Here is a 3,091-nt window from a genome sequence, read left to right on the forward strand (position 1 = left end):
TGTACGGTTCAGAGACCTTTTAGAGATTAACGGATAGAGTTTCCTTTACACTCAGACCAAATTACGCCAGAATACGGCCACAGGCGATTCTCCATATGACGGTGCAGCCATATTTTTTTTTTATGTTCTCGTTATCCAGGGGCATTGGCCAAAGCAATAATTCACCTCCTGGAGGGCAGAGATTGGCCCCCGGGACAACGGGAAAAGCTTAAGATAGTTTTAATAGACTCAGCAGCCAGCCATTTCAACCTTAAGCGGCTTCCGGCAGGGTCAACTCCAAACGGGCCGGCCGGTTGCAGCGGTTTTTAAACTTTAAGACCAGGCGTTTTTCTTTCTGGCGAACATAAATTTTCTCTATGTAGTCCGGCAGGGCAGGTGTTTTCTTTTCCAGGAAAACCGCTGCCGGGGTAAGCCATTCCAGGCTTTCATGGCAGCGCAGGTAGTTGTGTTCATATACCCAGGCTTCTACCTGGGCAGCCAGCTGCTCCAGGTTGGCGGGGCAGGGCTGAAATTTTAAATAACGGCGTAGGTCTTTAAAGACCCTTTCTACCTTACCGTTAAAGGGGGCATAGTAGTAAGGCGAGTTAAGATGGAAGATACCCAGGGCGTTAATCAGGCAGCGGAATTCTTGCCGGAATTCCGGCGCGTTATCGGTTTTGGCCAGGGTGGGGCGGCCATATTGGCGGCTTACAGTTTTGATTAAGTCTACCACCTGGGCCGCACTTTTGCTCAAGTCCAGGCTCCATCCCAGGATAAAACGGCTGGTTTCATCCAGGAGCAGGCAGAGCTGGACTTTCAGCCTGCCCAGGGCTATTTCCGCATGGTCGATGCAGGTGGCAAAATTGACCCGGCCAAAGGTATGCCTTTTCTGACGCCGTTCTTTATCCCAGGGAGCGCGGGGGTGTTCCTGTTTAAGGACCTTGTGGACGGTGGCCGGGCTCATTTTAAGACCCTGCTTCTGACCCAGGTAATGGGCGATTTGTTTGGCGCCCCAGTGGGGGTACTGTTCATGGCAGGCAACAATGGCCTGGCGCGTTGCCGCCGGTAACCTGGGTTCAGCAAAGGCTTGGGTTTTATCCGCTAAGATGGCCAGGGCTTCGGCTTTATTTTTACCTCGCACTAATTTGCGCCAGCGTAACAGGGTGGAGTAGGCTTTTTGGACTGCCTGGCTGAAACCCATAATGGTGCCGCCCTGAGTGCGTAAACTTTCCAGGTACTGTAGAATGGTCCATTTGTCGGCAGCGCTGAACCGCCGGTAGGCTGTGTTTAAAGTGCCAAGCAGGGGCCTTAAGATGGCGCTCAAGAAATTTATCACCGCCTGGGCCTGGGTATAAAGGCGTTTAAGTCGCTTTATCTCTTGTTTGAGCGCTTTGTTCTCTGCTTCCAGTTCCCGGCAACGGGCCTGCCAGTCCACTTTAGGGCCGGGTTTTTGCCCTGTGAGGCCGGCCAGAGCACCCATTACAAAGTGGGAAAGCCATTGGTAGATGGTGACCCGGGAAACCCCGGCTTTTTCGGCTGCGGCGGTAACGGCTATTTGCCCCGTTAAAAGTTGGATAAGGAGTTGCCACCTCGCATCCAGCCCCCGGCTGATAATCTCCTGGTCCAATTGGCTATTGCCGGTTAACCTTGTTGATGTTATACTGGCCATAGGGGGAAGACCTCCTTTTTGGCTGGTTTTGCTTGTGCTAACAAAACATTTCGCCAAATAAAGGGGTCTTCCTCCCTGTTTATTGTTCAGACGACTTTTTTAGGGATGAGATCCATAGCCTTTAAGAGTTTGCCGTCGACATGCAGCTCCAGGCGGCCGCCGCTGTCCTCTAACCTTACCTGGTGGTCAAAGACCTTGCCGACTACAAAGACGGCCGGCGGGCCGGCAGCTACAACTTCTTCGTTACCCAGGGCCTTTTTCTCTTTCTGCCAGCGCTCCACCTCACTCGCGATGCCGTAGTACCTGTCGGCCGGGGTAAAGCCACCAATACCCTCATGGGGCCGGCTGTAGTTGTAGTGTTCAATATACTGGCTGATGCGGATGGCGGCTTCTTCCATGGTGCGGAAGACCTCGACGTTTAAAAGTTCCCGCTCGATATTGCGGTGAAAGGATTCAATCTTGCCTAAGGTCTGGGGGTGATGCGGCCGTGCTTTGGTGTGATAGATGCCTAGCTGCTGTAAGAGCTTCTCAAAGCGGGTGACTCCCTTCCAGGTGACAAACTGGGGCCCGTTGTCGGTTAATATTTCCCGGGGCAATCCGTGTTTGGCCATGGCTCCTTTGAGAATTTCTAATACCGCCTCCGCTGTGGCGCTTTTAAACAGCCCGTGGTTGACGACAAAGCGGCTGTGGTCATCCAGCACTGTAATCAGCCACACCCGATACTGGCCGCGGATAAAGAACGTGCTTAAGTCGATTTGCCACAGGTCGTTGGGGTTGGCCCGGCAGAAGCGCTGCCACTCCTCTTGCGCCTGGTGCAGTTCTTCTTCATAGGCTTTAGCCTTCTCCGGGTCGTTGCTCCTGGCCGCGACCTGAATGATTTCGTCCGCCGGCTTAAAGCCAAAGCGGCGCAGGATCCTGTTGACCGTCACCGGGCTTAAGTGAATACCCTCAAACCGGGCTAGAAAGTCCCTCAGCTTCCTTGACCCCAGAAACGGATGGGCTTTTTTAAGCTCTACCACTTTCGCCTGGACTTCCGGTGGGGTTTCCTGGGGGCACTTTTTCGGCACCGGGGCAGCGTCCCGCAACCCTTCTTCGCCTTTCTGCCGGTAGCGGTTCAGCCAGCGGTAATAGACGGACTTGTGGATGCCGTACTGCCGGCAGATTTCTTCGACAGGGAGCCGCCTTTCCCGGGCTGCCTCCAGGACTCTTAGCTTGAATTCTTTACTGTAATGCTGCCTGGATTTACTTCGGTTTTCTTTTTGAACTTGAGCTTCCATCAAGCATGTCCCCCTTTTTGGGCTGGCCCATCAGGAGGAACCGCACAGTGTAAACCGAATTCCGGCTGGCCCCCTCCTCCCCCAAGGGGGCCAGTAACCCTTCCTGCCTTAAGTGTAAAGGGATCTTGGTTGAGTGGCAAATATCATTTGTTGCTATATAGGACAA

General features: G+C 53.4%; 3 protein-coding genes. All 3 read right to left on the minus strand.

The annotated features are described in order from the left end of the window. Positions 1 to 250: 250 nt before the first annotated feature. A complete protein-coding gene (locus SDD30_RS17185; protein ID WP_434076154.1) occupies positions 251 to 1,648 on the minus strand; it encodes a helix-turn-helix domain-containing protein in 1,398 nt (465 codons plus the stop codon). A gap of 86 nt (positions 1,649 to 1,734) precedes the next feature. After that, positions 1,735 to 2,925, minus strand: a complete 1,191-nt coding sequence (locus SDD30_RS17190) for an IS481 family transposase (protein WP_434076155.1) — start codon at positions 2,923 to 2,925, stop codon at positions 1,735 to 1,737. Beyond that, positions 2,891 to 3,091, minus strand: a 201-nt coding sequence (locus tag SDD30_RS17195) for a hypothetical protein (protein WP_434076156.1), incomplete at its 5' end; no start/stop codon positions are given. The genes SDD30_RS17190 and SDD30_RS17195, both read right to left, overlap by 35 nt.

Source organism: Moorella naiadis (nom. illeg.), from assembly GCF_051020825.1.
In the GTDB taxonomy this organism is placed as follows: Bacteria; Bacillota; DSM-521; order Neomoorellales; family Neomoorellaceae; genus Neomoorella; species Neomoorella naiadis.

Excerpts from the sequence above, each read along its gene's own strand:
- SDD30_RS17185 (WP_434076154.1), bottom strand. The coding sequence starts at position 1,648 with ATGGCCAGTATAACATCAACAAGGTTAACCGGCAATAGCCAATTGGAC.
- SDD30_RS17190 (WP_434076155.1), bottom strand. The coding sequence starts at position 2,925 with ATGGAAGCTCAAGTTCAAAAAGAAAACCGAAGTAAATCCAGGCAGCAT.